Raw genomic sequence first — 26157 nt, 5'->3', positions numbered from 1 at the left:
GAAAATGGAATCCCTTCTCTCCCTTCTTTCTGAGTATTACCCGAATGAAGGAAGAAACTACCCGCTTTTCGTACATTTAAATACTTTATGTAAGACGCATCAGCCTAGATAAAGGTTTCATCCGCTTTTCAATAAAAACAATATTCCTTCATCCAAACGCTTTCAAAGCATGTATAATCAGAGAAAGCAGAAGAAGGGATTGACATGATTCGATTTGCTGTCATCGGAACGAACTGGATTACAGATCGATTCTTACAGGCCGGAGAGGGAATTTCAGATTTTACTTGTACAGCCTTCTATTCTCGATCCACTGAAAAGGGACAGGCATTTGTCGAAAAATACGGAATTGAAACGGTCTTACAAACTTACATTAAATAGAATATAGTGACGCGTTTGATTCAGTATATACCATAGTTCTAAATCTTCAAATCATCACTGACAAACGCAATGACCTTTTTATCTGATAATCGCATAACATCTCTCCTTTTCTTCCGATTACCTCTATTGTACGAGATCATCTCTTAAAAAGAAAAGCGGTTCCCCTTGAGGAGAACCACTTTCACAATTATTGATTGATCTTGAATTTTTTAATTAAATCACGCAGCTCTTCAGCCATTTGGGAAAGAGTCGTAGAAGAGGAACTAATCTCTTCCATTGATGCAAGCTGCTCTTCAGCAGATGCCGCTATATCTTGAATACTTGCTGAACTCTCTCTAGACACATTTGCAATTTCATTTACTGCTTTAGAAATCTGCTCTGATCCTTTTGAAAGCTCGCGTACGGTTGTATTCATTTCATTCATTCTTGTTGCGATTTCCGCTGTTTGATGGTTAATTTGTGAGAAGCTTTCTTTCGTTTGATCTGTAATAGAAAGACCATTTTTCACTTCTTCATTCACAGATTTGAACATGCTTTGAGACGTTTCAATTTCAGATACAATTTCTTTCACGAGCTTTTCAATCTCTTTTGCTGAATCCGATGATTGAACTGCAAGTTTACGTACTTCCTCTGCTACAACCGAGAAGCCTCTACCTGACTCGCCTGCACGTGCTGCTTCGATGGCTGCATTTAGTGCAAGTAAATTCGTTTGATCGGCAATGCCGTTAATAACGCCTAAGATGTTTGTGATATCTTTTGATTTATGCTCTAGTCCGTTGATCACACCTTCAGCCTCTTTCACTGAATGATCAATTGTTTTCATTTGACCAACTGTTTGCTCTACAAGCTGTCCGCCTGTTTCTGCTACTGTTTTTGATTGAGCAGATGAAACTGTGATGACATCAGAGGTTTGAGCGACTTCATTTAGACCTTCGTTCATTTGTTTCAAATGGTTTGCACTTTGCTCGACCATTTCACTTTGATTTTCGTTACCGTTCGAGAATGTTTCAATGGATGATGTAATATGTTCTGTTGCTTTTGTTGTTTGACCTGCACTTGCCGTTAGTTCTTCAGACGATGAGGCCACGTTCTCAACAGATGTCTGTACAGCTTGAATGACATTATGCAGTGACTCACTCATTTCATTAAAGCTTGTGCCGAGCTGGCCAATTTCATCTTTTGACCGGACATCAATTTTTTCTGTTAAATCTCCCTCGCTGATCTTCTTCGAAGAGGAGACAAGCATAAAAAGTGGTTTTGTAATTGAACGAATGATAAAGAAGATGAGAATACCGCCAATGATGAGGGTGCCAACCAAAATAATAGCGGCCATGTTATAGACAGGCTGTGCGGCATCTTTTACTTCACTTACAAACATCGTACCGACAATCTTCCAGCCAGTCGCCTTGTTTGTAGTAAACTCCATTTGTTTTTCTTTTCCTTCAAACATATAACTCATGGATCCTTGATCTTGTGAATAGAGCTTTTCTAACCATTCACCAGATAATTTTGTGCCAGCTTTTTTCGTTGGATGGGCAACATAGGTACGATCGAGACTTCCAATAAATGCATAGCCTTTTTTACCAATGTTAATACTATTTGATTCTTTCACTAGATTCGCAATATCTAGGTTCATCGCGATAACACCAGAGCCGTCCTCAAGCTTCTTAGAAATGGTTACAACAAGAGTACTGGTTGAGGCGGTTGGATACGGAGCTGAAACAGACAGTTCACCGTTTTTGTCCCAGCCATCTTTATACCAATCTCGTTCAGTTGCGACATAGTCAGCCGGCATTTTTTTATTAGGATATCTTGAAAACACTTTGCCATCATTTGAAGCGACAAAGATACCTTCTATGTCATCATTCATACTCATGAATTGCTCAAAGCGGCCTTGAATTTCAGTTGTTCCCTTTTGCTTGAGCTTTTTCTCCGTGATCCATTGACTAAAGAAAGCGGCTGCGTCTGTTTTCACTTTCACAACCTTCGTAACATTTTTATCTAGCTGCTCAACGTTTTCCTTTGCACTTTGCAAGATTTGATCATTTAAGGAAGTGCTTGCAGCATGATATGAAGAGTATGCCAATACAATAATTGGGCATAACAGAATAAATAAGAAAGAGAATACGAGCTTTTTTGAAATAGAAGGCTTTTTGAAATACTGTATGAATTTCATAAAAAAGAAAACTCCTTTTAGTAAGATAGTATATTTATCGGAAGAACTACTAGGTTGTTTACTTTTTTAACTTATTAAAGTATAACAGCACTGAACATCAAAATGGGTTTTTATTAGACAGCTTTCGAGTTATGAGTTCGATATTGTATCGGACTCATGACTTTTAGTTTTGTCTTTATTCGTGTTAATTGTAGTAATCAATATATTGCTCAAGTCTTTAAGATGCCGAAGAAGCTCTCTATAACTGCGTTATAATAGCAGTTGCCTTTTCGGGACATACTCTGTGTTATTCCACGCTTATTAAGGGGTGTCTATATTGGTCATGCCACACTTGATCGGAATGTATCATCGGTTTCTCTTCCTCATCTAATCGGTTGAATGCCTGATGAAGCATCGTTGAGGCGAGGGAATCAATAGGTCTTGACCGATTGTATAGGTAATGATTTCACCATTAAATAGATCTAATATGGGCTATACTTCCCATGCTCATTTATATAGTCAAGTACGTCTAATTATATATTGATACTTTCTCACCCAATATTGAAGTATACTTTTGTGCACACCAATATGTTTTGCAATTCCTTTGATTTAGTCAAAAGAAAAGCACCTCCAAATGTTAGATTGTGTCTAACATTTGGGGTGCACTTCATCGGCGGAGGCTCTTTTTTGCGTGTCTATTCCACCTTAAATTTGCTAATCAAATCACGTAATTCTTCTGCCATTGAAGAAAGTGTGGCAGAGGATGAGCTGATTTCTTCCATTGATGCCAGTTGTTCCTCTGCTGAAGCGGCAATGTCTTGGATATTTGCTGAGCTTTCACGAGATACCTCTGCGATCTCACGAACAGCCTCTGAAACATGTGCAGAGCCTTTTGAAAGCTGGACAACCGTTTGGTTCATTGTTTGGAGCTGATCTGAAATTTCTTTTGTCATTTCGAAAATATTGTGGAAGCTTACTCTCGTTTGTTCAGTGAAGCTTAAGCCTGATTGGACTTCTCGATTCACCGCAGTGAAGACTTCCTGTGATACATCAATGTCTTGAACGATTTCTTTGATCAAATTCTCTATTTCTTTCGCCGAGTTTGCTGATTGAACAGCAAGTTTTCTCACTTCCTCTGCTACAACGGAGAAACCTCGTCCGGATTCCCCAGCTCTTGCTGCTTCTATCGCTGCATTTAGCGCAAGTAAATTCGTTTGATCGGCGATACCATTGATGACACCGAGAATTTGAGCAATGTCTTTTGATTTACTTTCCAGAGCGCTTATGACATTCTCTGCTTTTTTCACTGATTGATCTATGACATTCATTTGAGAAGCGGTTTTTTCAACAAGCTGTTCTCCTTCTCCTGCGATATCTGTCGATTTGATCGATGAAGCGGTAATCGATTCAGCAGATTCATTCATATGCTGAAGTCCTCTATTCATTTCCTCTAACTCAACTGAGCTGGATTCCACTTTATCATTTTGACTTTCATTTCCGCTGGAGAATTGTTCAATGGCTAATGTAATATGCTCTGTTGCTTTACTTGTTTGTCCTGCACTGGCGGTCAGTTCTTCTGATGAAGAAGCGACATTTTCGACTGAGGTTTGAACGGCACCAATGAGGGATCTTAATGAGTCAATCATCGTATTAAAGTCTTTACCAACTTGTCCAATTTCGTCATCTGATTGGATCTGTAGCTTATCACGCAAATCACCATTACTGACCTTTTTCGAGAAACTGGCAAGATTGGATAATCTCTTTGATATTGAGCGGACGATAAAGAAGATGAGGGTTCCTGCTACAATAAGTGTCACACTGAACACGATAATGGCTGTATGGAATACTGGCTTTGCTGCATCTTTGACTTCTGATACGAGCATCGTTCCACCGATTTTCCACCCTGTTAATTCATTGGTCACATACGCAACCTTTTTATCAGTTCCTTTAATCGTATAACTGCCGCTTCCCTCCTTGTTTTGATAAATAATATTCGCCAAACTTTCATTTACTTGACTCCCTGTTTTTTGGGTTGGATCTGCCAGAACGGTTTTATCCTTCTCCATGATAAAGGCGTAGCCTTTATGCCCAATTTTGATTTCTTTTAATTTTTTATTCAGGCTGTCAATTTCCATATCAAGCCCGATCACACCTGATCCATCTTCCATTTTTTGGGCAATGGTGATCACCATTTTGCCTGTGGATGCTGCTACGTAAGGCTTTGTGATGACTTGCTTGCCATTTTCAGCACTCATTGCCTCTTGATACCATGGACGCTCTCTCGGGTCATAGCCATCAGGCATTTTTTGAACTGGGTATTGCATGAACAATCCCTTTTCAGAACCTGCATAGATAGCAGCTACATCTTTTTCATTAATTTTCCCATATTGCTGCAATTCTTTAATAGTCGCATTTCTATTTTTTTCTTGAAGATTAGAAGCTTTTAGAGAAACTGTAAACAGTGTAACAGCCTCTACATGGTTTCCAATACTTTCATTAATTAATTTATCAAATGTATTGACTTGGCTCATAGCACTGCCCATAATCTGTTTGTCCAGCTCTGTCTTTGATGTAAAAAATGCACTAATTGTCAGTGTTACAGTTGGCAGAATAAGGACTACCAAAAAGGCAATGATTAATTTTTTTGAAATGGATGGTTTTTTGAACCATTGGATCATTTTTCCCATTTTCTCTTTCCCCCTTCTCTAAAGTTATTATCGGATGAAAGATATATTTTTAGAGGCTAGAAATGACGTTTTTAAAAAAATACCCAGTTAATGCTGGATATTTTTTCATCGATTTAAATTGACTTGTTAGCTCTTTTAGTTCTTCGGCCATATTTGCAAGTGTAACAAAAGGTGATGTAATTTCTTCCATAGATGCCCACTTTTCTTCAGCAGAGGCAGCAATGTCTTGAATACTCGCTTCGCTTTCTCTTGAGACTTGGCGCATTTCCTGCTTCGCTTGTGAAATAAGCTTTGAACCGCTCGATAGGTTAATTGTTAATTGCTGTATCGTTTAACTGGGAGAGCTTTTTCGACATGCCTTCTGCTGCCTTTTTTTAATTGATTCCTTGCCCAAGCATCACGCATACGCTAATAAAAAAGGGGGCGCTTTTCATATGATTATCCTTTCCGGACAGCCAGTGACAAATGATCAGCTGGCATCGTTTCAGCTAGAGGGGCAAAAGCGGATCATTTTGATGCAGCTACAAGCCTCAAATGATACGTTCCGCTATAGGCAAGCATCTGATTTGTTGTTTGAGGTGACCTTACGATCGAACATCATGAATGCGGCAAGAGATTTGCATAAAAGTGGTGTTTCATTTGCCATCTTTCAACGATCTCGTGCAAATGAGGCATTTTGGCGTGTATCAGAGGTAGGGGCACTAGAACTACGCTATCAAGTCGAACCATCTACAGGGATTAAGGACATTTTTGAAAATGGCTCAAAATATGCTTTTGAATGTGCGACTGCGATTGTCATTGTGTTTTATATGGGGGTACTGCAAACGGTAGGAGACGAGAAGTTCAATCGAAGGCTTCGTAGTTTAACTTTGTATGACTGGCATTATGATACACTGTCTATTTATACAGAACGGGGAAATGACTTTATTTATGGGGATTGTTTATATTTCGAAAATCCGGAGTTTAGTTATCAGCAGTCCCAATGGCGTGGGGAAAATGTCATTTACTTAGGAGAAGATCAATATTACGGGCATGGGCTTGGCATTTTAACTGCCGCAGAAATTATCGACAAATTAAACAGCAGAAGGCGGCCAGGTGCTGTTCAGTCCGCTTATTTACTGCCCCAGACTACCCGGATGGATGTCATTTATCTTAGGCAGATGTTTGGTAGCTAAAAAAAGCCTCTTGTCTATTGGTTATGACAAGGGGCTTTTGTATGCCTTGCGTTTATGATAATCTTGCAGCGTGCCAAGCATCGTGTTCGCAAGGATCTCCATTTTTTCTAAGTCTTTTCTAGTGACTGGCGGATCGTGCTCGCTCCATTTTACGTAACGAACAAAATAGTAGTGTCGAATGGGCGTAAGGACGGCAGGAGAGTGTGGGAATTCATCAAACCAAAATTCAATTTGTCCTTTTTTACGGTATGAATGTTTTAAGATGTCCATCCTTTCACACCACCCAGTATGATTTTATATGCGTGTCAGTTCGTGCATAATCTCTTCAACGGTTAAAATGGAGTGAATACGGCCAACACCCTGTCCTGCCCAAAGAGCCATTTGATCAGGGTTTCCTGCGGCAGTAGCGGCTTTTCGCATCGGTGTCGTCCATACATGCTGAACTGGATAAGGAAGGACCCTATCTTCATTTTTTCTTTCTTCCTCCATCCATTCGTTCACAATTCCTCTTGCTCTTTTCCCTGAAAAAAGTCTTGTGATCTTGGTTTCACTGCTTTCCGCCTGTAAAATCGCCTTTTTGTATACGTCTGCTGCTGCACTTTCCTGGCTGGCTAAAAATCTTGTGCCGATTTGAACCGCATCCGCTCCAAGCGCTAGAGCGGCTTTCACTCCTGCTCGATCTGTGATCCCGCCTGCAGCAATCAATGGTACTCGGCAGAGCGGCTTGACGTCGGTAATCAGACTAAAAAGTCCCAAGAGGGCATCTCCTTTTGAAGGTAAAAAGGTACCACGATGTCCCCCTGCTTCGCTTCCTTGCAGAACAATGGCATCCATTCCTTTCTCCTCTAAAAGAAGTGCCTCCTCTTTTGTTGTGGCGGTTCCAATTAAAAGAATCCCCTTTTGTTTGAAGCGTTGAATGGTTTGTTCGTTTGGACAAGCGAAAGTAAAGGAAACGACCGGTACTTCTTCTTCCAGAAGAATGTTGATTTTCTGTTCAAAATCATCCCACAATGCTTCTTCGCTTGGCATACGATCAGCTGACGGATATGCAGGCAGCCGCTTTTCCCAAAACGCTACGTCTTCTTTTTTGGGTTCAGAAATTGGCTCTGGAACAAACACATTGACCTGAAACTGGCGGGGTGTCAGCTGTTTGACCTGCTTCATTTGCTGCCTCATTTTGTCAGGCTGCACATACCCACTTGCCAAGCTGCCAAGTCCCCCGTACTGTGAAACAGTGGCTGCCAGATGCGGTGTCACAGCTCCTCCGGCCATTGGCGCTTGGATGATTCCATGTTCGATTTGCAATAATGTCGTGATATCCCCCATTTATTTCCCCCATTTCTTATTCATTTGATGACACTTGTACAAAAAAATGCCGATGTCTCGGTCCGTCAAACTCACAGAAATAGATTCCTTGCCACGTGCCAAGCACGAGATCACCATCATGGATGAGAACATGCTGAGACGCCCCCATATAACTCGCTTTCATGTGTGCTGCTGTATTTCCTTCCATATGGCGGTCCTTCGGATGTTCCCACAGAAAAATTTCGTCAAGCCGGCGGAGCATATCTCGTTTCACATCTGGGTCTGCATTTTCATTAATCGTGATCCCTGCTGTCGTATGTGGACAGTAGACAATAACAGTCCCGTTCTGAATTCCTGTTTCCTTGATATATTGATGAACCTCGTGTGTGACGTCGATCATGTCATCAGCGACTCCTTTTGTCGTTTCTATAAAACCATACCCTTTTTATGTGAAACAAATCTCTGCCTATCCGAAGAAATCTTTGTCTTACCTAAATTTTACCAAGCAAAAAAACCTCGTCAAGCGCTACGAGGTTTTTAGGAGAAATGAACCTTTTTGATTTCAATGGTTCGAATATGGTGATCTTCTGCATCTATGATGGTAAATTCACAGCCTTCTGCTTCAATCGTATCTCCAATCTCAAAATCAAATTTATGCGTCATCATCCAGCCGGCAATTGTATCAACATCATCATTCTCAATGGCTAAATCCAATAAATCATTCACCTCATCAATCAAGGCTTTCCCATCCATTACATAGTGGAAATCACCTTTTTTGACGATGTGAGGGGTTTCATCTTGATCATATTCGTCTCGAATTTCGCCCACAATTTCCTCTAATATGTCCTCTACTGTGACAAGTCCGGCTGTTCCTCCATATTCGTCTACTAGCACCGACATATGAATTCGTTCCTTTTGCATCAAAATGAGCAATTCTTGAATAGGAGTGCTTTCAATCACCCGAATGACCGGACGCATTAAGTCTTCAATCGTCACATCTTGATTTAAAAAGCTCGCCTTGAACACATCTTTGCTATTGATGAGACCAATCACATGATCTTTGTCTTCTTTAATGACAGGGTAACGTGTGTACCTTTCGTTCAGCATAAAATGGGTGACATCCTCAAGCGTCTGTTCAATGTCAATAGCTGAGATTTCTGTGCGAGGAATCATGATCTCTCTCGCCACTCGGTTATCAAATACAAATATTTTATTCACATATTTGTATTCAGATTGGTTGATCTCTCCCTTCTCATAGCTTTCAGACAAAATAAGACGCAACTCTTCCTCACTGATCGCCATTTCATGTTCTTTGACAGAATGAAAACCAAATAATTTCACGATTCCTCGCGCAGCGCCATTTAATGCTTTAATGAACGGGTACATGATTTTATAAAAGAAAATGAGTGGTTTTGCAGTCACAAGACTAACGGCCTCTGCCTTTTGAATGGCAATCGTTTTGGGCGCCAGCTCTCCAACGACCACATGCAAAAACGTAATGATCACAAATGCGATGATAAAAGATAAGATGTCTGTCAATGCGGAATGAAGTTCTAATTTTTCGAAAAGCGGATGCAAAAAATGCTCCACCGTCGGTTCTCCTAACCACCCTAAGCCTAATGCCGTGATGGTGATACCGAGCTGACAGGCGGATAGATATTCATCAAGATTCGATGTCAGCTTTTGAACATGGATGGCTCTCTTATCACCGCTTTCGATCAACTGATTGATTTTGGACCCTCTAATTTTCACAATCGCAAATTCAGTGACAACAAAAAATGCTGTCGCAGCAATGAGTAATATGACTAAAAATACGTTTAAAATATACAAAAAAACCCTCACCTAATATTGGTAAGGGCTCACCTCCTCTGGCGTTAATTAATTATTACGGCCATTTAGGAAGATCATTACAAAACGAAGCAATTCAAACAGCGAGACAAGTGCTGCTGCTACATACGTAAGAGCTGCAGCATTTAACACCTTGTTCACGCCTCTTTCTTCACTGCTTCTAATGATTCCTTCTGAAACAATGATATCTTTTGCACGAGAACTTGCATTAAACTCGACAGGCAATGTGACAAGCTGAAAGAACACAGCTGCTGAGAACAAAATGATCCCAAGCCCGATTAAGTTAAGGCTGCCAAGCAATAATCCACCAAGGAAAAGAAGCGGGGCAACACCAGATGCAAAGTTCACAACAGGGAAGATTTTATGTCTCAGGACAAGCGCACCATAGGATTCCTGATGCTGCAAGGCATGTCCAACCTCGTGTGATGCGACTGAAATGGCCGAAATGGAATGGCCATAATACACTGGTTCAGATAAACGAACCACACGCTGCGTCGGGTCGTAATGATCAGTCAAAGTTCCTCTTACCGGTTCAACAGGTATATCGTGTAACCCGTTGCGATCTAAAATATATCGAGCGGTTTCAGCACCTGTTTTCATACTGGATGCTTCAACCTTTGAATACTTTTCAAAATGGTTCTTCACTTTAAATTGTGCCCAAAATGACAATCCCAATGCGACAAATGTTAAAAAATAAAAAAATAGCATGCTCATCAGCTTCCTTTTAATTTTATATATTTATTTACAATTTTAATGGGTTTTATGTAACGTGTACAGCAAAAATCACTAGGTCTTTTTGAGGGGGATGACAGCGCCAATGAAAAAGAAGAACATGCCCAAGCATGCTGTATAAAATGTCACAGTCCCATACAGATCTTGAAAAAAGCGCAACCATGAGAAATCACTCATGAAATGATTCACAGCATTTAAATCAAAGACAAGCAAGATCATAGCTGATGATAAAAAGTGTGCACCGATAAAAAGAAGTACGGTCTTTTGAACGAACGACATTCGAATTCCCTCCTTCTCCTCTCTTATTTTAAGATATGGGATCTGTTTTCATACATGACGAAGATGAAAAAATGTTTTCTCAATCATGCATAGTCTCCTTGAAAGGAAGAGTTCGATGAAATCAAACCGTATTTTTATCGCTTGACTAAGGTGGCCTCTTATCTTCACATTGCTATCCTCATTTGTTTCTTGCTGCTCTTTTTTGGTCAATTAAGCGGCATGAATTCACAGCAGATATGCAAAGTGTCTTAACCTTACTTGTGGCAAAAGGACTAAATCCTTCATTATACTGTTTAATTGAGACCTTGACAGACAGATACGTGAAAAATGCTGAGCGTCCTGGAGCAATCCAAGTCATTCATACGTCTGATGCAACCCCCCCCCCCCCGCATTAGCTGGTAAAACGTACTTAACAGTGCTCCGCCACTTCTTAGAGCATCATGTGATCATTGTGGGCGTACAAAAAAGAAGGATCCATGATGAATCCTCCCTTTGGAAAATGAGCTTCATCCAGAGGGCGAGCTATTGCGCGTTAAAGCAGTGCGTCTTCTAATTCCTTGACAAGTGAAAAACCAATTTCAGTATAAGCTTTTGACACATCTCCATCCTTCTCTTTTGGTTCTTGGAATTGGTTAAATGATGCCCCGACATTTCCAACCATTGCATAATCATCTAATTTGTCTTGATACACATGCTTTAAGAGAAATGGATGTCCCATTTTTACTACAACGCCTGGCTGATCAAGCTGCCCTTTCTCGGCTGTAAATGGAACTCTGAGAAAGGTATAGCCTTCACGGTTATCAATTTTATAATCAAAGTACCCGTGGTCGTAATCCCAATTGCCATTAATGACATAGCCAAGCGGCTTCATCGTTTCTTCTAGATGGTAAAGCGAAAAGCTTTCACCTGTTAGCCTGGATGGTACATGAATCATGAGGAACCCTCCTTTTTGTAATAGGGTTCGTTAAACATAGGAATTCATACATCTCCTCTCTTGATTTGCACATTGTTTGTAAAAGCGGCATCAATCAAGCTCTTCTCGGATGATGTACGGCTCTCATTAGCGCTCCCTACACCTGACGTACCCTTCACAGCACTCATCGGACATATCCGTCCGATATTGCCAAAGTTGACAATCGCCTGCCCGGAAATGTCATGGATATAAATATGATTTGTTCTCATCGCTTCATCAACCTCCTCCATTGATTATTCTATGTATGGAGATTAGGGAGGCTTGCACTGAAACCATGAGAACAAAAAAAAGGCACACCTTATGAAAGGGGACTGACCCCAAAAGATGTGCTTTTTTTGTTCTTATGATTGTTTTAGACGGCTCTCAAGCTCTGCCTTTTTCTCTTCAAAGCCCGGTTTTCCTAATAAAGCAAACATATTCACTTTATACGCTTCTACTCCAGGCTGATCGAATGGATTGACACCTAGTAAATACCCAGACATCGCACATGCTTTCTCGAAGAAATACACGAGATATCCGAACGTATAAGCATCCATCTCAGGAATCGTGACAATTAGATTCGGTACTTTTCCATCAGTATGGGCAAGCATTGTTCCTTCAAATGCTTTTTTATTCACGAAATCCACCGTTTTCCCTGCTAGATAATTCAAGCCATCAAGGTCTTGTTCTTCTGCTTCGATGACAAGCTCATGTCGAGGCTTGTTTACATTCACGATGGTTTCAAACAAGTCTCTTCTTCCTTCTTGTACATATTGACCAAGTGAATGAAGATCCGTTGAGAAGTTGGCAGATGAAGGATAGATTCCTTTTTCATCTTTCCCTTCACTTTCGCCAAATAACTGCTTCCACCATTCTGCGAAGTATTGTAATCCTGGCTCATAGTTAATCAGCATTTCAATCGTCCGGCCTTTATTGTAAAGAACATTACGAACAACCGCATATTGATAAGCCGCATTTTCTGAGAGTTCAGATGAAGCGAAGTCTTCGCTTGCTTTCGCAGCACCTTCCATCATTTGATCAATGTCTGCACCGCTCACAGCGATTGGCAACAGACCAACTGCTGTTAAAACGGAATAGCGTCCGCCGACATCATCAGGGATGATAAATGATTCATAGCCTTCTTCAGTTGCTAATGTTTTGAGTGCCCCACGTGCCTTGTCAGTTGTCGCATAGATACGTTTTTTCGCTTCTTCAGCACCATATTTTTCGATAAGGAGCTTTTTAAAGATGCGGAACGCAATGGCTGGTTCTGTTGTTGTACCAGATTTTGAAATCACGTTAATGGAGAAATCGGCATCTTCTAGCATATCCATTACATCTGTTAAATAAGAAGAACTGATGTTGTTTCCAATAAAGATGATTTGCGGTGTTTTGCGTTTGCCTTTTGGCAGAGTATTATAGAAAGAATGGTTTAAAAACTCAATTGCTGCACGTGCGCCAAGATAAGAACCACCGATTCCAACAACGAGTAAAACATCAGAATCAGACTTAATTTTTTCAGCACTTTTTTTTATGCGGGCAAATTCTTCATGATCATATTGCTTCGGTAAGTCAATCCAGCCTAAATAATCACTGCCTGCACCCGTTTGCTCATGAATATTATGATGGGCTACCTTCACAAAATCTTTTAAATATGTAAGTTCATGTTCTTGAAAGAAAGGTAACGCTTTCGAGTAGTCAAATTGAATATGTGTCATCGCTTGTAAGCCCTCCATTACGTTAGTTCTGTCCATTTCACTTTATCGGAACTAGCTATTGAAATCAAGTGATTGTCACGGTGCAGCAAAAAGCCGCTTCTCATGAGGAGAAGCGGCAATCCGTATTATGAAGTAGCTTTCAAAATAGACAGAATGTCATCAAGGTATAGTTTCATAAAATTTCCAAATCCCCCATATGCCATTTGTTCTGCCGCGATCATAATCCGCTAACGGCTTGTTCACCTAGTTTAAACCGTTCCACATTATGATCAAGTGTGTAAATAAGATGGTTTCAAGAAGACATAAATCGTATGGTTGACTCAAACCCGCAAGCTCAGTGATTGTAGCTCCAGATTCTTTTAGGATGCTGACAACTTGATCATATAGGCCGTTTCGTTTAATACTGCCTCCATCATATACAAGTAATACGTTTTTTCCATAGTGTTTAAGTTCATCTGAAGGGACTGATACTTCTCCTTTTTACATTATGCGCCTCATTTATTCCAAAAGTCATGTAATTTTTTTAAAATCCATTTTCTTACGCATAGTTTGGCTAAAAATCTGCAAAATATAAATGTATTGATCTGTAGCGAAAGGAGGAATCACGATGAGTGCTATTCAGCGTATTGCCCTCGTGCTCACGATTATCGGTGCTATTAACTGGGGACTAATCGGCTTTTTTCAATTTGACTTAGTAGCAGCGATTTTTGGCGGTCAAGGTTCTGCATTATCACGTATTATCTATGGTCTTGTTGGAATTGCAGGTCTTGTCAACCTTGGTCTATTGTTTAAGCCAAGTGAAGAAGCTGTCCGTGACGAGCCGAATCCAGAAGTTCGCTAAACAAAAAGACATAAAAAAGCTGCCACATGTGGCAGCCCAAAGCACCGTTTGAAGCGGTGCTTTTTTTATTTCTTAATTAAGTCTGTACGGTTAGATTGCTCAATCCACTCTTCAAGTTTATCTTTAAGTGTATTGAAACCTTGTGGTGCAGCAGCTTCTTCTTTCACTTGCTGTGGTCTTTGTTTCTTTGGTTTGCTTTCTTTTCTTTCAGGTGCTTCTTGTGTTGCACGAATAGAAAGGCTGATTTTACCAGCTTTCTCATCAACAGAAAGAACTTTTACTTGTACTTCGTCGCCAATTGAAAGGTGCTCGTTGATGTCTTTTACAAAGCCATGTGTTACTTCAGATATATGCACAAGTCCTTGAGTTTCTTCATCTAATGCAACAAACGCACCATACGCTTGTAATCCTGTTACTTTACCAGTGTAAACACTGCCTACTTCAAACTTTGTCGCCATGATAACAACTCCTAAATAAATGTTTTAATATTCGTTTATACGCAATTAAAAACTATATCATAGAACGGACAGTTACGCAAAATATTTTTTAAAAAGGTTTAGATGATAACAAAAGGGGGAATACCTGAAAACAAGAATGCTTTCTAGTATTCCCCCTAATTTGAGAGGCATGAGTCCAGATGGATTGATGCCTTTTTTTATTTTAAGATGACAGGTGCTTCTTCTTTCACTTGTCTATCCTGCAAGAAACGCTGGATTCTTGAAAGTGATTTCTGAAGATGATCAAGTGACGAAGCATATGAACAGCGAATATGACCTTCACCACTTGGACCGAATACATTTCCAGGGACAACCGCTACTTTTTCGCTTAGCAGCAGCTCCTCAGCAAATTGTTCTGAGGTCATACCGGTACTTTTGATGGATGGGAAGGCGTAAAATGCTCCGTTTGGCTGATGACATGTCAAACCAAGTTCATTGAGAGAGCCGACAAACAAATTACGGCGTCTTCTGTAGCTTTTTTTCATTTTCCCTACATCTTCAAGTCCATTTTTTAATGCTTCTTTTGCCGCATATTGTGCCATAGCCGGAGCACACATCATAGAATATTGATGTATTTTCAGCATGGCATCACACAGTTCAGGTGGTGCTGCCACATACCCTAAGCGCCATCCTGTCATGGCAAACCCTTTTGAAAAGCCTGAAATCAAGATCGTTCTTTCCTTCATATCTTGAATCGCCGCAACGCTTGTGAAAGCTTCATCGTACGTCAGCTCTGCGTAAATTTCATCAGTGATGATTAAAAGGTCATGCTCTTTTGCAAACTGGGCAATATCTTCGAGCTCTTCCTTTGAATATACAGACCCTGTTGGGTTTGACGGAGAGCATAGCAAGATGGCTTTTGTCTTCGGCGTGAGCTTCTTGCGAAGATCAGCAGAATCCGCTTTGAAATCTTTTTCAGCCGATGTACTTAAATAAACAGGCACCCCGCCTGCAAGTGTCGTCAAAGCCCCATATGCTACAAAACAAGGCTCTGGAATGATCACTTCATCGCCACTGTTTAAAATCGCACGAAAGGCCAAATCAAGGGCCTGGCTTCCGCCAACTGTAATGATCAGTTCATCTTCTGAACTGTAATCAATGTGAAATCGCTTATATAAATAGTGACTCAGTTCTTTTCGCAAAGATAACAGACCTGCATTCGCCGTATAAGAGGTAAGTCCTTGTTCTAATGACATAATGCTTGCTTCTCTGACATTCCAAGCTGTCACGAAATCGGGTTCGCCAACACCAAGGGAGATGACCCCTTTCATTGTGGCTGCCAAATCAAAGAATTTCCGAATACCTGACGGCTGGATACTTTGTACCGTGTCAGATAAATAAGACTTTTTCATTTAAGGAGACACCACGATTCTTTTGTCATCGTCCCCTGTTTCAAACACTTTCCCATCATGTTTATATCTTTTCAAAATGAAGTGGGTAGTTGTTGAAACAACGGAATCAAGCGTTGATAATTTTTCAGATACGAAGCGAGCAATATCAGACATAGATCTCCCTCGGATCACAACAGATAAATCATATACACCTGACATTAAATACACGGACTCAACTTCCTGAAACCTGTAAATTCGTTTAGCAATATCATCAAAGCCAACGCCTCTTTTCGGTGTCACTTTCACATCAATCATCGCTGTGACTCCTTCATGACCATCGACTTTACGCCAGTCAATCATCGTGGAATAATCAATAATGACTTTTTGATCTTCAAGTTTTTGAATAATGGCTTGGGCTTCTTCCATTGTCACGCCAGCCATTTTCGCAATTGTATTTAAATCGGCACGGCTGTTTTCATCTAAAATCTCTAATATTTCAGTTTCTTTTTCTGTTAGTTTCATTTGATTTCACACCTCTGAATGTAAAAGCTAGTTTTAAAAAATCTTCTGAACATTATAGCACGTTTTTCCCAATATGCTAAGCAGGGAAAAGATTCTATTCGTAGCTTAAAATCCACTTTTTAGGGTACAATACAGGCACCTAACAGAGAGTGAGTACTAAGTATCGGAGTGATGAGTGTGGACATTGTTCAGCCAGCTTATATGAAAAGTAAATTCGGTTTAAATATTTATTACGAGCACTATCCAAATAAAGGTAAGAAAACATTGATATTGATTCACGGCCTCTTCTCTTCTACCTTCAGCTATCGAAAGCTCATCCCATTTCTCAAACAGGACTTCAATTTAATCGCAATAGACCTGCCTCCATTTGGGCAGTCCGAGAAATCTAATACCTTTATTTACAGCTATCGCAACATGGGAAAAATTATTATTGAGCTAGCTGGTTACTTGCAAATTCAGCATGCGATCCTAGTTGGTCATTCAATGGGCGGACAGATTGCCTTATACGCTGCATCTGAACGTCCAGATATTTTTGAAAAAGCGGTTCTTTTATGCAGCTCAGGGTATTTAAACAAATCCAAAAGATCTCTTGTTTACAGCACGTATATTCCTTATTTTTATTTATTTCTAAAAAGAAGGCTCTTCAAGCAAGGCATTATGAACAATTTAACCGCTGTTGTCCATGATCAATCCATCATTAATCAAGAGATGGTGGAAGGATACTTAAAGCCTTTTTCTGATGATAAAATCTTCAGAGGTCTTTTGCGTTTAGTGCGGCATCGGGAAGGTGATTTGACGTCAGATGTGCTGAAGAAAATGGAGACACCTGTGCTACTCATTTGGGGCGAGGAAGATCGGATTGTTCCTATTCAAGTTGGCGAAAGACTGCACAAAGATTTACCGCATTCGACTTTACATGCATTAAAAAAAACCGGGCACCTCATCCCTGAGGAAAATCCTATCTTTGTGTCTGATCAAATTGGAAATTTCAGCCTGTCTTAGCGTGAGCAAGCGCGGCTGTCTCTTATGACAAAAAGCCGATTCGCTATATCTTGACAGCTCTCTATCGGAAGAAGCTGCTCAAATGAGTGATGGTAAATGGCTTGAATCTTTTTTGCTAAAGATACCGGGTCCTCTGCGTCGTATAATGCATGAATGACGTCAGCAGGCTCCGTTTCATAAAAGTCCTCTCCATAATGAAAAGGGTCCCATTCCTTCATGAATTGAATCATCACTTCTATAGCTTGACTATCTTTCATCGGTATCACCGCTTATAATAAATTTTGTGATGTTTATTTTAGCACAACCAACTAAGGATTAAAAACGACTAGAGGTGGGTTTCATGAATTTCAACGAACAGATCATACGTAAAGGTTCAAAATCAGTCAAATGGGATCAAGCAGAGTCTTTGTTCCTCACTACAGATGCTTTGCCGATGTGGGTAGCGGATATGGATTTTAAAGCGCCCCAGGTCGTCCTTGATGCATTAAAAGAGCGATTAGAACATGGCGTATTTGGCTATGCATTTCAAGATCAGGATACGCAGCAGGCAGTGGCTGGCTGGCTCAAAAGAAGACATGGATGGATGATTGAGACAGAGGCTATTACCTTCACACCAGGTATCGTGACAGCACTTAGCTTTGCTGTCCAAGCTTTTACAGCACCGAATGATGAAGTGGTCATTCAGTCACCAGTGTACACGCCTTTTTATCAAATGATTGAGAGAAATGGACGTCTTGTTTCAACCAATCCGCTAATAATAGAAAACAACCGTTACATGATGGATTTTGATGATTTAGAGAAAAAACTAAGCAGACCACAAGCGAAGCTGATGTTCCTTTGTCATCCGCACAATCCTTCTGGGAGAGCTTGGTCAAACGAAGAATTAAAACGAGTAGGAGATCTATGTGTGCAGCATGGTGTAACAGTCATTTCAGATGAGATTCATTCTGATCTGATGCTTGACGGGAAGCCGCATGTGCCTTTCGCTAGTCTTTCTGACGACATAGCAAGCATCACGGTCACCTGTATTGCACCGAGTAAAACATTTAATTTAGCTGGGCTTCAGGCATCTGCCATTATCATTTCTGATGAAGAAAAAAGAACTCTTTTCACCAATGAATTACAAAGAAACGGGCTTTCCAAACTAAACGCATTTGCGATTCCTGCGATGGAAGCAGCGTATCGTCATGGAGATGAGTGGCTTGATTCACTTGTTCTTTATCTCGAAAACAATATGAAAATGGCAATGGACTATATTGACGAACATCTTCCGGATATGCGCTATATGAAACCAGATGCTTCTTATTTATTGTGGCTCGACACTCGCGATTATGAATTCAGTCAAGCAGAATTGAAACGAAATTTGCTAAAAAAAGGGAAAGTCATATTAGAGCTTGGACACGTGTACGGGCATGAAGGAGACGGCTTTATTCGGATCAATCTCGGTTGTCCTGCTTCAACGGTGAAGGAAGGTCTGAAACGCCTTCATCAAGCTTTCACTCTATCAGCCGAATAATACCAATTCTTTAAAAAGAACATCCTAGCGGGTGTTCTTTTTAAAGAAAAAACCCTCCTTTTCTCATATCTACTTTGTACATGAAATGATATAATGAGAGGAATTACAATTATTTACGAGGAGAGCATTTAAATGGAAATGTTCAAGGATTTTCTGCTCCATTTATCTTTTATTCTATTTCCAATTTTTTTATATCATGCGCTATGGCTAAGCCGGTCCCCTGCTCATTCCCCTAAAACGAATAAACTGCTCATCACAATATTTGCATCCATTTCTTCAGCACTATGTATTATGTATCCAGTTGATTCGATTTTAGATTTGCAGACTGGGCTTCAATCGATTCCCCTTGTCCTTGCCATTTTATACGGAGGATACACAGTTGGAATCGTGGCAATCTTAATAAGCTCAATTGTGAAATTCGTGATGTATGGCTCTTTCTTATGGGTTGGACTCATCGTTGTACCGATTTACTTTTTCATTCCTTTCCTGTTTTACCGGAAATGGCGTCAATATTCTAAGTTGAAAAAGCTAATATACGGGGTACTCATCGGTCTATCGAAAGGAACCTTTATTTACATTGGACTGCTTATGGTCAGCTTAATCGAGTATAGCCCAGCATTTATTATGCAGCAAAAGTTCATTGAGTTATTTTTCTCAACACTTTACTACATATTTTTTCTTGAGCTAAGTATCTATTCCATTGAATTCGTTAAAGAAAATGCGCAAATGAGGACACAGCTCGTCCAATCCGAAAAGCTGACCATCGTGAGTGAACTCGCTGCAAGCGTCGCCCATGAAGTCCGCAATCCGCTTACAGTCGTGAGAGGGTTTATTCAATTGCTCTTTTCGAGTGAAAATAAGAAAGAGCCGTCGACCAATGAAGATTACAAACATCTCGTTCTTTCGGAGTTAGACCGCGCGCAGGACATTATCACGAGTTATCTTGATATTGCGAAACAAAACTATTATCAAATCGGATCTCTCAATCTATCCAAATTGCTCGAGGAATGTGCATCATTGATGACATCCTATGCTAATTTTAAATCGGTCACGATTCATCAATCCATTGAACCAGACCTATCCATTCAAGGTGATGAAACGAAGATCAAACAAGTCATGATTAATTTAATCAAAAATGCGATTGAAGCAGCACCCGAACACGAAGGAAAAATTGAACTTTTTGCTTCAAAAGAAAATCATAAAATATGCCTTTATTTCGTCGATAACGGTGTAGGGATGACAGAAACCCAAATGAAAAAGCTTGGGGAACCTTATTACACCTTGAAAAATAAAGGAACTGGACTTGGGCTGACAGTGACTTTTTCCATCATTGAAAATCACCATGGAACCATTCGTTTCAAAAGCGCGCTGCAGTCTGGTACAACGGTCACCGTGAAGTTTCCTGAAGATACAAGAAGAAAATAATCAATCCATTTTTTTTGTCCTATTTTCATCTTTCTGCTCCTGCTTCTTAGAAGCACGAACGATTAGACGAAAACAAATAAATGCAGCAATAAAGAAAAGCAATGTGGTAATTGCCGCTGGGATGTACTCCCTTTTATCTTCAGGAAAATACAGTAGAAAGAGTGCGATGAACGACAGCATTCGCCATTCCCCCTTTTGCTCGTTTACTTCACTATATTGGCTAAAAGAAATGAAATACCTTCCTGCGAGAAGGAAATGGAGGAATTTCACATGACAGACATTCAAATTGGACAAGTTGTGAAAGGATTTTATAAAACAGGTGTTTACGTTGGGGAAGTGACAGCAGTGAAACCATCGGCCTATCTCGTTCAAGTAAAAGCCGTTCTGACACATCCCACTCAAGGCGACTTGCATCATCCAAAAGAAGCAGACGTGCCTTTTTTCCAAGAAAGACGGGCTTTGGCCTATCGTGAACAGACGAATATCCCTCATCATATGGTAAAGCCTTATGATAGCGGTATACCAGATTATCAAGTATCACTAAAAGAAGCCGTAGAAAAATTAAAACAAACGCTCCGTGCGGATGATTCCAAATGGGCTGAAAAATCCAGAGTGTGCCTATCTTCTCTTGAAAAGGATTATTTTCCAGAAGACACCTGCTAATCTGTCGATTCAAAAAAGTGTGAGAAATCGATGAGTTCACCAATTTTGGTTGTTTGAGGATTCTCTATATAGGCTCTGTCTTTTTCAAAAAGGGTTAAAAGCTGATAAGTGGTCATGGCATCATCTAGTGCTTTATGATGCTTACCAGCTCCTTCACTGCCGTACTCCCTCGCCGCTTTTCGAAGCCCTGTAAATGTTCTGTCACCAAAAAAGATTTTATATTCAAAAGCGAGATCCCGCAGCTTCCCCTTAAAAGGAAAGGCAATATGATTGAGCATACAGTTTTGCTTTAGCACCTTCATGTCCATATTTCCCCAAGTGATAATCTCACAGTCTTCTTCCCCATCAAGTGACATCAGCGTTTCAATAAATGCCTCAAACGATATCCCGCTCTCTACATCCTGCTGCGTAATTCCGAGAAACGATTTACAGCGCTTCGTCAGCTTCGGGAACTTTTTCGGTTTAATGTAACTTGAGAAGGTATCAATGACGGTTTCACTCGTTGCCTTCACTACACCAGCCTCAATGATTTCAGGGAAAAAATTTTGAGGATGATATTTTCCATCAGGCATTGTAAATTCAAAATCAACCACAAGCAGCGTCTTCTGTTCCACTCGTCTCACCCCACTTTCTCATCTATTTTTCATCCTGATACCATTATATTAAGACCGACTTTGAAATCACTTCATTTTTGTGAAAATAATGCAGATTCACTATGCCCAAACCTATTCATCAGATGAAAGATCGTTTATTTTCCTTTATAATTAGGAACACGAAATAAATAAAGAAGGTGGTCTCTATCACAAACAGGAAGAAAAACTTGTACATCATGTGGTTTGTGAACTTTTTTGTATCTGCCAGCATTACAATGATCGTCCCTTTCTTATCACTATACATAGAATCTCTTGATAGCAGCTATTCAAATGAATTTGTCCAAAGATGGAGCGGCTATGTCTTTGGGGTGACGTTTTTAACGGCCTTTCTGATTTCTCCTATTTGGGGACGGATTGGGGACCGGCATGGCTATAAAAAGATTTTGCTCATTAACGGCATTGGCATTGCGACAAGTATTCTATTAATGGGGCTTGTTCAAACCGTTTATCAGCTATTTGCATTGCGGCTCTTTATGGGGCTTGTGACAGGCTTCATCTCTACTTCAATGGCACTCATCTCTGCTCAAACTGAGAAGGCAACCGCTGGAAAAACCCTTGGAACGATGCAGATGAGTAATGTCGCTGGAGGATTGTTCGGTCCATTAATGGGAGGCTTCATGGCAGACAGCGTCGGCTTCATTTATACGTTTTTCTTAACAGCCGCTGTCATTTATGTGTCGGCTATCGTGATTATCTTCGGTGTAAAAGAACAGCCCATCCGATCAAAAGAAGCAAAGCGCGTCTCTTACTCACGGAAGGATGTACTCGTTCATATTTTCAAACAGCCTTTGCTTGTGGTCACGATGCTTTTAACGTTTATTACGCAAGTGGGCAACTTTAGTATTCAGCCACTTTTGGCTTTGTACATTCATGATTTACACGGCCCCGTCAATCTCGCCTTTTATGCGGGTCTGGCGTTTTCCGCAACAGGACTTGGGAATTTGCTTTTTACGCGAAAATGGGGAGATCTTGGAGATCGAATCGGGCATGATAAGGTGCTGCTGGCTCTTCTCATCCTTTCCTCCATTTTATTCATCCCGCAAGCGCTGGCAGCTTCCTATGGCATGTTAGTCATTTTCCGTTTTCTTTATGGGATGGCACTAGGCGGGATTATTCCATGTACGACGGCGTATATTCGCATCAAAGCTCCTGCTTCTATGCAAGGAGAAGTACTCGGTTACAATGTCAGCTTCCGTTTTCTCGGAAATGTCGTCGGTCCAGTCATTGGCGGGATTGTGGCGAGTCATTACGGGATTCCAACTGTCTTTTATGTCACCGCCGGGATTTTCCTTTTCGGGGCATTATTTTTATGGGCGGTTCGCTCACATTCAAAGGCAAAAGAAAGGAGTATCTGATGATAGGCTTCACGCCCATTCTTTTCTAAAAATAACCTTCTCGTATCCGCAAAAGAATGGTACGATATGGCTAGAAATCTGAAGAAAGTGAGTGACCTCATGTTTCGTGCAATCATTGGTTGGTTATTACTTGTTGCCCTCATCCCGATATTTGTTCTGACTTTTTATCTATCCAAGGAAGAAGCCGCAAGCGTAAAACCTGTTAACGAAGTGCTTGATCAAAAAATCAAGCTGGAAAAGATAGATTTTTCCCAAAACAGTTATATGTATGATCGAGATGGTTCTCTTATCTCCGAGATCGTTTCAAACGATGAGAATCGTGTTTTTGTAAAATACGACAACATTCCTGATCCTGTGAAGGAGCTGTTCCTCCGCTCAGAGGATCACAACTTTTATGACCATAAAGGCATTGACTTTATGGGGGTTGTTCGTGCTCTTGCCGCAAATGTTAAAAACCACGGCATTAGTCAAGGAGCGAGTACCATCACACAGCAGTTATCTCGCAATTTATATTTAAGCCATGAACGTTCGTTCAGCCGAAAGTTTACAGAGCTACTCTATTCCTATGAACTAGAGCGGAAATTCACAAAAGATGAAATTCTCGAAAGCTATTTAAATACGATTTATTTCAGTAACGGTGTTTACGGTGTGGGTTCTGCGGCTCATTACTATTTTGATAAGCCGCTTAGTTCTTTGTCACTGGCACAGATGGCATTTATTTCTGCTATTCCAAACAATCCATCACTGTATGACCCATTGAAACAATTCAAGCATACAAAGAAACGCCAAGAACGGCTGCTCGGTATTTTGGAAAAAGATGGTGTTATCACCAAGAAGCAATACACAAAGGCCGTCAAAGAAAAAATCAGCTTGTCCTTAAGTGAAAAGAAAAACCTTTACCCTGATTATGTGACATATGCCAATGAGGAATTTACCGATCTTGTGTCTGATCAGGAAGGCTTTACAAAACGATTGAAGAAGGCCAAAACAGCAGGGGCGGAAAAAGCCATTCAAAAGGAATTAACTGAAAAGGTCAGTTCCTTGCTCCAGGATGGTGTGAAGATTTATACAGCACTTGATCCTACCTTACAGCAAAAAGCCGTCTATCAACTAAATGCTCAATTGCCTTACCAAGGTGTGGAAGGCGGATCAGCGGTCATTAACCATGAAATCCATCAAATTGTCGCTCTTGCTGGCGGGAAAAACTATAAAAAGTTTGATTTCAACTATGCCTATCAAGCGAAAAGGCAGCCTGGATCTGCCATTAAACCACTTTTAGATTATGGTCCTTATATTGATCAAACCGGTGCAACGGCTTCGAGTACCATTAGTGCCGAAAAGTTTTGCAGCAGCGGATACTGTCCACAAAACTATAACCATAAAACCTATGGAACAGTGACACTTGAAACAGCCTTTAAGAATTCTTACAATACCCCTGCGATCCGAATGCTGGATACTGTAGGTGTCAAAAAAGGGTTTAGCTACTTGGAAAAGTTCTCATTCGAACATATTGTAGCAGATGATTATCGCCTTCCTTCTGCACTTGGAGGATTTACGAAAGGCTTCTCACCGCTAGAAATGACAGATGCGTATACCGTCTTTGGCAATCAAGGTTCCTACACGCAAAGTCATTCGATCACAAAGGTCACAGACTTAAACGGCAAAACCCTTTACAAGTGGAAGGAATCGCCGAAGCAAGTGTATTCTCAACGTACAAATGAAACCATGCGTAAACTGCTTGCCTCCGTTGTGAAAAGTGGAACAGGGAAAAAAGCGAATTTCAATTCTCCTTACATCGGCGGTAAAACTGGAACATCCAATGACTACAAAGACATTTGGTTTGTTGGATTAACCGATCAATACACAATGGGTGTATGGGTCGGAAGAGATAAAGGCACGGTTGAATCCATTTATAGCTCAAGCCCGCACTTACGTATTTGGAAAAATACAATGCAATACGCCAGATAAACAGGAGGTTTGATTGCCATGCATTCAACACATCCACCCCATTTAATTTTATTTGATGGTGTCTGCAACGTGTGCAGTGGTGCTGTTCAATTTGTAATCAAACGTGATCCGAATGAACGGATGATGTTTGCTTCTTTACAATCAAATACAGGGCAGCAATTTCTAAAAGACAACAGTTTGCCATTATATGAGTTCAATTCATTCATTTATATTGAAGAGGGCACATTCTATACGAAATCGACAGGCATTTTAAAAGCTGCACGTCATTTAAAAGGAATATACAGGTGGAGCTATTTGCTCCTTGCTATTCCGCGTCCTATCCGCGACTGGCTTTATGAGCTGATTGCGAAAAACCGCTACAAATGGTTTGGTCAAAAAACATCCTGTATAATGCCTACACCCAATATCAAAAAACGATTTCTTCCATAAAAAAAGCATCCTCCATTCATCGGGGGATGCTTTCTTTCGTCTGATTATGAAGGCAGACTTGCCATAACACTGTTATAAAGCTTAATAAATAAGTACAAAATGCCGATCAAAAACGTGGCCCAAAACAGCAAAATAAACATCATAAACCCAATTAAATTCAGCATGGATAGCGATTGATGAATGCGAACCACCACCAAAATAAAATAGACAAGATTTGCTAACACAAAGAGTCCTACAAGCAGGATAAGCTGCTGCGTCAAAAGAAAAGCAAGCAAGCTGGCAAACAAATAAACAACGGATGCAATCCGAATTTTCTTTAAGTTTCCCCCTTCAGGGTCCTTTGCGAAAAAGAGTAAAGCCAACTCTAAGACCGTATCAGCAATAAGTTTTAATGCAGATAATATCATAAAATAAACAAGTGCAAATGCGGCAAATAGAGCAAGACGGATGCCCTGTTCTGAAAAGAATTCCAGCATTCCTTTTAAAATACCTGCTTTTGTCAAGAAATCAGTGGTCATGCCTACTGTGAAAATGGAAAAAGCAGAGCTGAATAGTAAAATTGATATCAGCGGAAAATATCCAGTCAAATATGTATTTTTCATAAATAGTTCCTTTCTCATAAGCTCATTTTTATTATGGCTCACTTAAAACAGATTGACAAGATGCTTTCAAATGAAACTGGGATCAAAATCAAATTTGTAATTTTCACGTACATTCCTTCACAAA

The 26157-nt window shown here is 40.3% G+C and carries 27 protein-coding genes and 5 pseudogenes; 10 read left to right on the top strand and 22 right to left on the bottom strand.

Annotated features, from left to right (window positions below; translation table 11 throughout):
- Positions 1–204 precede the first annotated feature (204 nt).
- Positions 205–371, top strand: a pseudogene (locus WAX46_RS05575) (Gfo/Idh/MocA family oxidoreductase); the annotation flags it as partial.
- Between the two features lie 194 nt (positions 372–565).
- Here the strand turns inward: WAX46_RS05575 and tlpB are convergent.
- From tlpB to WAX46_RS15760, 5 genes and pseudogenes are all read right to left on the bottom strand, one after another.
- The gene (gene tlpB / locus WAX46_RS05570) at positions 566–2554 is read right to left on the bottom strand and encodes a methyl-accepting chemotaxis protein TlpB (protein ID WP_336493469.1); all 1989 of its coding nucleotides are present in this window, start codon (positions 2552–2554) and stop codon (positions 566–568) included.
- A gap of 113 nt (positions 2555–2667) precedes the next feature.
- A pseudogene (locus tag WAX46_RS05565) lies at positions 2668–3025 on the bottom strand (IS3 family transposase); the annotation flags it as partial.
- A gap of 203 nt (positions 3026–3228) precedes the next feature.
- Positions 3229–4179, bottom strand: a complete 951-nt coding sequence (locus WAX46_RS15770) for a methyl-accepting chemotaxis protein (RefSeq protein WP_376776419.1) — start codon at positions 4177–4179, stop codon at positions 3229–3231.
- A pseudogene (locus tag WAX46_RS15765) lies at positions 4174–5064 on the bottom strand (HAMP domain-containing protein); the annotation flags it as partial. The pseudogene WAX46_RS15765 and the gene WAX46_RS15770, both read right to left, overlap by 6 nt.
- Before the next feature lie 205 nt (positions 5065–5269).
- Positions 5270–5476, bottom strand: a pseudogene (locus WAX46_RS15760) (hypothetical protein); the annotation flags it as partial.
- Positions 5477–5654: 178 nt separating this feature from the next.
- Between WAX46_RS15760 and WAX46_RS05550 the strand changes: the two are divergent.
- Positions 5655–6395: a protein-glutamine gamma-glutamyltransferase gene (locus tag WAX46_RS05550; RefSeq protein WP_336493467.1), complete on the top strand. Its 741-nt coding sequence runs from the start codon at positions 5655–5657 to the stop codon at positions 6393–6395.
- Between the two features lie 21 nt (positions 6396–6416).
- Here WAX46_RS05550 and WAX46_RS05545 read toward each other — a convergent pair whose 3' ends face one another.
- From WAX46_RS05545 to WAX46_RS05500, 10 genes and pseudogenes are all read right to left on the bottom strand, one after another.
- Positions 6417–6665 carry a hypothetical protein gene (locus tag WAX46_RS05545; RefSeq protein WP_336493466.1) on the bottom strand — a complete coding sequence of 83 codons (249 nt, stop codon included), beginning with the start codon at positions 6663–6665 and terminating at the stop codon, positions 6417–6419.
- 24 nt (positions 6666–6689) lie between these two features.
- Positions 6690–7721: an NAD(P)H-dependent flavin oxidoreductase gene (locus tag WAX46_RS05540; RefSeq protein ID WP_336493465.1), complete on the bottom strand. Its 1032-nt coding sequence runs from the start codon at positions 7719–7721 to the stop codon at positions 6690–6692.
- A gap of 16 nt (positions 7722–7737) precedes the next feature.
- On the bottom strand, positions 7738–8100 hold the full coding sequence (locus WAX46_RS05535) for a secondary thiamine-phosphate synthase enzyme YjbQ (protein WP_336493464.1): 363 nt from the start codon (positions 8098–8100) through the stop codon (positions 7738–7740).
- A gap of 137 nt (positions 8101–8237) precedes the next feature.
- Complete coding sequence (locus WAX46_RS05530) at positions 8238–9530, bottom strand: hemolysin family protein (protein WP_226567395.1); 1293 nt, start codon at positions 9528–9530, stop codon at positions 8238–8240.
- Between the two features lie 48 nt (positions 9531–9578).
- Entirely contained in the window at positions 9579–10256 is a 678-nt protein-coding gene (locus tag WAX46_RS05525) for a zinc metallopeptidase (RefSeq protein WP_226567396.1), read from the bottom strand.
- A 78-nt stretch (positions 10257–10334) separates the two neighbouring features.
- Positions 10335–10559: a hypothetical protein gene (locus tag WAX46_RS05520; protein WP_226567397.1), complete on the bottom strand. Its 225-nt coding sequence runs from the start codon at positions 10557–10559 to the stop codon at positions 10335–10337.
- A 532-nt stretch (positions 10560–11091) separates the two neighbouring features.
- Positions 11092–11493, bottom strand: a complete 402-nt coding sequence (locus WAX46_RS05515; protein ID WP_226567399.1) for a YugN-like family protein — start codon at positions 11491–11493, stop codon at positions 11092–11094.
- Positions 11494–11537: 44 nt separating this feature from the next.
- Positions 11538–11741: a hypothetical protein gene (locus tag WAX46_RS05510; protein ID WP_226567400.1), complete on the bottom strand. Its 204-nt coding sequence runs from the start codon at positions 11739–11741 to the stop codon at positions 11538–11540.
- Positions 11742–11873: 132 nt separating this feature from the next.
- Positions 11874–13229 carry a glucose-6-phosphate isomerase gene (locus tag WAX46_RS05505; RefSeq protein WP_226567401.1) on the bottom strand — a complete coding sequence of 452 codons (1356 nt, stop codon included), beginning with the start codon at positions 13227–13229 and terminating at the stop codon, positions 11874–11876.
- 321 nt (positions 13230–13550) lie between these two features.
- Positions 13551–13709 (bottom strand): annotated as a pseudogene (locus tag WAX46_RS05500) (NADH-dependent alcohol dehydrogenase); the annotation flags it as partial.
- Positions 13710–13836: 127 nt separating this feature from the next.
- Here WAX46_RS05500 and WAX46_RS05495 point away from each other — a divergent pair.
- Entirely contained in the window at positions 13837–14070 is a 234-nt protein-coding gene (locus WAX46_RS05495) for a DUF378 domain-containing protein (RefSeq protein WP_226567402.1), read from the top strand.
- Positions 14071–14135: 65 nt separating this feature from the next.
- Here WAX46_RS05495 and yugI read toward each other — a convergent pair whose 3' ends face one another.
- The 3 genes from yugI to WAX46_RS05480 form a co-directional block, all read right to left on the bottom strand.
- Positions 14136–14528 carry a S1 domain-containing post-transcriptional regulator GSP13 gene (gene yugI, locus WAX46_RS05490; RefSeq protein WP_226567403.1) on the bottom strand — a complete coding sequence of 131 codons (393 nt, stop codon included), beginning with the start codon at positions 14526–14528 and terminating at the stop codon, positions 14136–14138.
- Positions 14529–14725: 197 nt separating this feature from the next.
- The gene (locus tag WAX46_RS05485) at positions 14726–15919 is read right to left on the bottom strand and encodes an aminotransferase (RefSeq protein WP_336493463.1); all 1194 of its coding nucleotides are present in this window, start codon (positions 15917–15919) and stop codon (positions 14726–14728) included.
- Positions 15920–16420 carry an Lrp/AsnC family transcriptional regulator gene (locus WAX46_RS05480; protein WP_226567405.1) on the bottom strand — a complete coding sequence of 167 codons (501 nt, stop codon included), beginning with the start codon at positions 16418–16420 and terminating at the stop codon, positions 15920–15922.
- A gap of 177 nt (positions 16421–16597) precedes the next feature.
- On the opposite strand from WAX46_RS05480, the gene WAX46_RS05475 reads away from it, so the two are divergent.
- Positions 16598–17422 (top strand): alpha/beta fold hydrolase, encoded by an 825-nt coding sequence (locus tag WAX46_RS05475; protein ID WP_376776414.1) that lies wholly within the window; start codon positions 16598–16600, stop codon positions 17420–17422.
- On the opposite strand, the gene WAX46_RS05470 is transcribed toward WAX46_RS05475, so the two are convergent.
- On the bottom strand, positions 17419–17679 hold the full coding sequence (locus WAX46_RS05470; RefSeq protein ID WP_336493462.1) for a DUF1871 family protein: 261 nt from the start codon (positions 17677–17679) through the stop codon (positions 17419–17421). The genes WAX46_RS05475 and WAX46_RS05470 overlap by 4 nt on opposite strands.
- A gap of 83 nt (positions 17680–17762) precedes the next feature.
- On the opposite strand from WAX46_RS05470, the gene WAX46_RS05465 reads away from it, so the two are divergent.
- Positions 17763–18938: a MalY/PatB family protein gene (locus WAX46_RS05465; protein ID WP_336493461.1), complete on the top strand. Its 1176-nt coding sequence runs from the start codon at positions 17763–17765 to the stop codon at positions 18936–18938.
- A 132-nt stretch (positions 18939–19070) separates the two neighbouring features.
- On the top strand, positions 19071–20363 hold the full coding sequence (locus WAX46_RS05460; RefSeq protein WP_336493460.1) for an ATP-binding protein: 1293 nt from the start codon (positions 19071–19073) through the stop codon (positions 20361–20363).
- On the opposite strand, the gene WAX46_RS05455 is transcribed toward WAX46_RS05460, so the two are convergent.
- Positions 20364–20543 carry a hypothetical protein gene (locus WAX46_RS05455; protein WP_226567410.1) on the bottom strand — a complete coding sequence of 60 codons (180 nt, stop codon included), beginning with the start codon at positions 20541–20543 and terminating at the stop codon, positions 20364–20366. It lies immediately after the preceding gene.
- Positions 20544–20633: 90 nt separating this feature from the next.
- Here WAX46_RS05455 and WAX46_RS05450 point away from each other — a divergent pair, with 90 nt between their 5' ends.
- Positions 20634–21026 carry a kinase-associated lipoprotein B gene (locus WAX46_RS05450; protein ID WP_226567411.1) on the top strand — a complete coding sequence of 131 codons (393 nt, stop codon included), beginning with the start codon at positions 20634–20636 and terminating at the stop codon, positions 21024–21026.
- Here WAX46_RS05450 and kapD read toward each other — a convergent pair.
- A complete protein-coding gene (kapD, locus tag WAX46_RS05445; protein WP_226567412.1) occupies positions 21023–21640 on the bottom strand; it encodes a 3'-5' exonuclease KapD in 618 nt (205 codons plus the stop codon). The two genes, WAX46_RS05450 and kapD, sit on opposite strands and share 4 nt — an antisense overlap.
- 215 nt (positions 21641–21855) lie before the next feature.
- Here kapD and WAX46_RS05440 point away from each other — a divergent pair, with 215 nt between their 5' ends.
- From WAX46_RS05440 to WAX46_RS05430, 3 genes are all read left to right on the top strand, one after another.
- Positions 21856–23034, top strand: a complete 1179-nt coding sequence (locus WAX46_RS05440) for an MFS transporter (RefSeq protein WP_264188667.1) — start codon at positions 21856–21858, stop codon at positions 23032–23034.
- Positions 23035–23100: 66 nt separating this feature from the next.
- Positions 23101–25002 carry a transglycosylase domain-containing protein gene (locus tag WAX46_RS05435; RefSeq protein WP_226567413.1) on the top strand — a complete coding sequence of 634 codons (1902 nt, stop codon included), beginning with the start codon at positions 23101–23103 and terminating at the stop codon, positions 25000–25002.
- 18 nt (positions 25003–25020) lie between these two features.
- A complete protein-coding gene (locus WAX46_RS05430) occupies positions 25021–25431 on the top strand; it encodes a thiol-disulfide oxidoreductase DCC family protein (RefSeq protein WP_226567414.1) in 411 nt (136 codons plus the stop codon).
- A gap of 44 nt (positions 25432–25475) precedes the next feature.
- On the opposite strand, the gene WAX46_RS05425 is transcribed toward WAX46_RS05430, so the two are convergent.
- Positions 25476–26033, bottom strand: a complete 558-nt coding sequence (locus tag WAX46_RS05425) for a DUF5366 family protein (protein ID WP_226567415.1) — start codon at positions 26031–26033, stop codon at positions 25476–25478.
- Positions 26034–26157 lie beyond the last annotated feature (124 nt).

Source organism: Bacillus sp. FJAT-53060 (genome assembly GCF_037104745.1).
Lineage (GTDB): Bacteria > Bacillota > Bacilli > Bacillales > Bacillaceae > Bacillus > Bacillus stratosphericus_B.
Note: the sequence above shows the minus strand (reverse complement) of the source record. Positions and strands in the feature narration are given on the sequence as shown.

Excerpts from the sequence above, each read along its gene's own strand:
- tlpB (WP_336493469.1), bottom strand. The coding sequence starts at position 2,554 with ATGAAATTCATACAGTATTTCAAAAAGCCTTCTATTTCAAAAAAGCTC.
- WAX46_RS15770 (WP_376776419.1), bottom strand. The coding sequence starts at position 4,179 with ATGATTGACTCATTAAGATCCCTCATTGGTGCCGTTCAAACCTCAGTC.
- WAX46_RS05550 (WP_336493467.1), top strand. The coding sequence starts at position 5,655 with ATGATTATCCTTTCCGGACAGCCAGTGACAAATGATCAGCTGGCATCG.
- WAX46_RS05545 (WP_336493466.1), bottom strand. The coding sequence starts at position 6,665 with ATGGACATCTTAAAACATTCATACCGTAAAAAAGGACAAATTGAATTT.
- WAX46_RS05540 (WP_336493465.1), bottom strand. The coding sequence starts at position 7,721 with ATGGGGGATATCACGACATTATTGCAAATCGAACATGGAATCATCCAA.
- WAX46_RS05535 (WP_336493464.1), bottom strand. The coding sequence starts at position 8,100 with ATGATCGACGTCACACACGAGGTTCATCAATATATCAAGGAAACAGGA.
- WAX46_RS05525 (WP_226567396.1), bottom strand. The coding sequence starts at position 10,256 with ATGCTATTTTTTTATTTTTTAACATTTGTCGCATTGGGATTGTCATTT.
- WAX46_RS05520 (WP_226567397.1), bottom strand. The coding sequence starts at position 10,559 with ATGTCGTTCGTTCAAAAGACCGTACTTCTTTTTATCGGTGCACACTTT.
- WAX46_RS05515 (WP_226567399.1), bottom strand. The coding sequence starts at position 11,493 with ATGATTCATGTACCATCCAGGCTAACAGGTGAAAGCTTTTCGCTTTAC.
- WAX46_RS05510 (WP_226567400.1), bottom strand. The coding sequence starts at position 11,741 with ATGAGAACAAATCATATTTATATCCATGACATTTCCGGGCAGGCGATT.
- WAX46_RS05505 (WP_226567401.1), bottom strand. The coding sequence starts at position 13,229 with ATGACACATATTCAATTTGACTACTCGAAAGCGTTACCTTTCTTTCAA.
- WAX46_RS05495 (WP_226567402.1), top strand. The coding sequence starts at position 13,837 with ATGAGTGCTATTCAGCGTATTGCCCTCGTGCTCACGATTATCGGTGCT.
- yugI (WP_226567403.1), bottom strand. The coding sequence starts at position 14,528 with ATGGCGACAAAGTTTGAAGTAGGCAGTGTTTACACTGGTAAAGTAACA.
- WAX46_RS05485 (WP_336493463.1), bottom strand. The coding sequence starts at position 15,919 with ATGAAAAAGTCTTATTTATCTGACACGGTACAAAGTATCCAGCCGTCA.
- WAX46_RS05480 (WP_226567405.1), bottom strand. The coding sequence starts at position 16,420 with ATGAAACTAACAGAAAAAGAAACTGAAATATTAGAGATTTTAGATGAA.
- WAX46_RS05470 (WP_336493462.1), bottom strand. The coding sequence starts at position 17,679 with ATGAAAGATAGTCAAGCTATAGAAGTGATGATTCAATTCATGAAGGAA.
- WAX46_RS05465 (WP_336493461.1), top strand. The coding sequence starts at position 17,763 with ATGAATTTCAACGAACAGATCATACGTAAAGGTTCAAAATCAGTCAAA.
- WAX46_RS05460 (WP_336493460.1), top strand. The coding sequence starts at position 19,071 with ATGGAAATGTTCAAGGATTTTCTGCTCCATTTATCTTTTATTCTATTT.
- WAX46_RS05455 (WP_226567410.1), bottom strand. The coding sequence starts at position 20,543 with ATGCTGTCGTTCATCGCACTCTTTCTACTGTATTTTCCTGAAGATAAA.
- WAX46_RS05450 (WP_226567411.1), top strand. The coding sequence starts at position 20,634 with ATGACAGACATTCAAATTGGACAAGTTGTGAAAGGATTTTATAAAACA.
- WAX46_RS05440 (WP_264188667.1), top strand. The coding sequence starts at position 21,856 with ATGTGGTTTGTGAACTTTTTTGTATCTGCCAGCATTACAATGATCGTC.
- WAX46_RS05435 (WP_226567413.1), top strand. The coding sequence starts at position 23,101 with ATGGCTAGAAATCTGAAGAAAGTGAGTGACCTCATGTTTCGTGCAATC.
- WAX46_RS05430 (WP_226567414.1), top strand. The coding sequence starts at position 25,021 with ATGCATTCAACACATCCACCCCATTTAATTTTATTTGATGGTGTCTGC.
- WAX46_RS05425 (WP_226567415.1), bottom strand. The coding sequence starts at position 26,033 with ATGAAAAATACATATTTGACTGGATATTTTCCGCTGATATCAATTTTA.